The organism is Erythrobacter sp. (assembly GCF_023653175.1).
GTDB lineage: Bacteria > Pseudomonadota > Alphaproteobacteria > Sphingomonadales > Sphingomonadaceae > Erythrobacter.
Map to the genome: position 1 here is coordinate 1 of NZ_JAMNXL010000286.1, position 2,569 is coordinate 2,569.

Here is a 2,569-nt window from a genome sequence, read left to right on the forward strand (position 1 = left end):
TGACCTGCCCCCTTCTGAGTGGTCCAAAATTGATGATATTTTGGATGACGAAGGAGACATGGAATGCCGAGCAAGAAGCATCGCCCGGAAGAGATTATCGGCAAGCTGCGTGAAGCGGAGGTTGTGCTGGCGCAGGGCGCCACGACCGCCGAGGCGTGCCGTCGGATCGCGATCAGCGAGCAGACCTACTATCGTTGGCGCAAGGAATACGGCGGCCTGAAGACCGATCAGGCGCGTCGAATGAAGGATCTAGAGAAGGAGAATGCGCGGCTTCGTCGTGCGATATCCGACCTGACGCTCGACAAGCTGATCCTGCAGGAGGCCGCTCGGGGAAACTTCTGAGCCCCGCGCGCCGAAGGCGCTGTATCGACCACATCAGAATGATGATGCCGGTGTCCGAGCGGCGGCTCTGCCGCGTGCTCGGGCAGCACCGATCGACACAGCGCAAGGTGCCCCGCGGGGCGGATGACGAAGCAGCTCTGACCGAGGATATCATCGCGCTGGCCCGGCAATATGGTCGCTATGGCTATCGCCGGGTGACGGCGTTGCTGCGTGATGCGGGGTGGCATGTGAACCGCAAGCGGGTCGAGCGCGTCTGGCGTCGCGAGGGGCTCAAAGTACCGCAAAGGCAGCCGAAGCGCGGGCGGCTGTGGCTGAACGACGGATCATGCATCCGGCTCCGGCCGGAATATCCCGGGCATGTCTGGTCCTACGACTTCGTCGAGGGCCGCACCCATGACGGGCGCAAATACCGGATCCTGTCGATCATCGACGAGGCGAGCCGGGAGTGCCTGGCGTTGCCGGTGGCGCGTAAGCTCAAGAGCGACGACGTGCTCGCGGCACTGGCCGAGCTGTTCGTCACGCGTGGGCCGCCGGCGCATATACGATCGGACAATGGCCCGGAGTTTATCGCAACGGCGGTGCAGCAATGGCTCGCCCAGATCGGCGTGAAGACGCTCTACATCACGCCGGGTAGCCCGTGGGAGAATGGTTATTGCGAAAGCTTCAACGGGTCGCTGCGCGATGAACTGCTCAACGGCGAAATCTTCTACTCGCTCGCCGAGGCCCGGATCCTGATCGAGGCGTGGCGGCGTCATTACAACACCGTCCGGCCGCACAGCTCGCTGGGATATCGACCACCGGCGCCAGAGGCCGTTCCATCGCCAGTGTCGCCCTCCGGTTCCGCTTCGCTCCACCTACGGCCAACACTGGCGATGGAGGCGTCAATGCACTAACAATCCGATCGGACCACTCGGTGGGGGCCGGTCATGAGCGAGGTCGCTGGGCGCGGCCGGCGGGCGATAACCGGCGCTTCCTTAATGGCATGCTCCACGTGCTGCGGGTCGGCTGCCCTTGGCGCGACATGCACGAACGTTACGGCAAGTGGAACTCGGTCTATGTCCGGTTCCGGCGCTGGGCAGAGCAAGGCGTCTGGGATGCGCTGCTGCAAACGCTGGTCGACCTGGGACTGACGGATGACTGGCAACACATGATCGACAGTACCACGGTTCGCGGCCATGTATCGGCAGTGGGCGGAAAAGGGGGGCTTGTGCGCAGGCTTTTGGTCGATCACGCGGCGGCTTTACGAGCAAAATCCACGCCCGATGCGACAATCAGGGACTGCCTCTCGGCTTCATCCTGACCGGCGGCGAGGCCTCCGATTACACCGCTGCCGAGCCACTGATGGAGATCCCCATCGCCGCGCCCAAGGCGCTGCTTGCCGACAAGGGCTACGACGGTGATCGCTTCCGGGAAAGCCTGCTGATCCGGGGCATCCTGCCGATCATCCCACCCCGTTCGAACCGCAAGGTGCCCGAGCATCCCGACTATCGCCGCTACCGGGACCGCAACCGCGTCGAGCGCATGTTCGGCAAGCTCAAGCAGCAGCGCCGGATCGCCACCCGTTACGACAAGACCGTCCTCTCCTTCGAAAGCTTCCTCAATCTCGCCGCTGCCCGCCTTTGGTTAAAGTCTTTTGTCAACACAGCCTAGGCTACCAATGTGGAAGCATTGTGGGAGCCTCTTCCACAGGCGCGGATTGGCTGTCTGATCGAGCAACAACCCGGCCGCATAATTATATTGGCATTGAATATGTCAAATTAATTGTCATGCTAGACGCAATGGTGGTCGAATCGACCAATCCATGTCCAAGGAGGGTTGGGAGAATGCGAAAGCGAACGGGAGGCCTGGCCATTCTGGCGCTCGTGATCGTCGCGACCGGATCGGCACTGGCCTTTCGCGCGCCGATTGGCGAAGCCCTGTTCGCGCGCGCTGTTGAGCAGCGTGCCGGGCGTGATATGACGGGTAATCTCGGAGATGGTCTGCATGTGGGCCTGTGCGGCACCGGCTCGCCCCTGCCCAATCCCGACCGCGCGGGCGCCTGCACTGTGGTGATGGCCGGCACCCGGATGTTCGTGTTCGACGCGGGCGAAGGGGGTGCGCGCAATCTCCAACTGATGGGCCTGCCGCCGGGGCGGATCGAGCGCCTGTTTCTGACCCATTTCCACTCTGACCACATCGACGGGCTTGGCCCGATGATGCTGCTGCGCTGGACCGGAAGCACCGCAAA

The 2,569-nt window shown here is 63.0% G+C and carries 3 protein-coding genes and 1 pseudogene; all 4 read left to right on the top strand.

Annotated elements, in window-relative coordinates:
* The first annotated feature begins 63 nt into the window (after window positions 1-63).
* Window positions 64-1,235 (top strand): IS3 family transposase gene (locus tag NBV68_RS18965; protein ID WP_296313050.1). Its coding sequence is split into 2 segments (ribosomal slippage): window positions 64-328 and window positions 328-1,235, totalling 1,173 coding nucleotides; the frame shifts between segments, so codons are not numbered across the junction.
* An 89-nt stretch (window positions 1,236-1,324) separates the two neighbouring features.
* Window positions 1,325-1,384: pseudogene (locus NBV68_RS18970) on the top strand (hypothetical protein); the annotation flags it as partial.
* Between the two features lie 137 nt (window positions 1,385-1,521).
* Window positions 1,522-1,992 carry an IS5 family transposase gene (locus NBV68_RS18975; protein WP_296313056.1) on the top strand — a complete coding sequence of 157 codons (471 nt, stop codon included), beginning with the start codon at window positions 1,522-1,524 and terminating at the stop codon, window positions 1,990-1,992.
* Window positions 1,993-2,204: 212 nt separating this feature from the next.
* Window positions 2,205-2,569, top strand: a 365-nt coding sequence (locus NBV68_RS18980) for an MBL fold metallo-hydrolase (RefSeq protein ID WP_296313054.1), incomplete at its 3' end; no start/stop codon positions are given.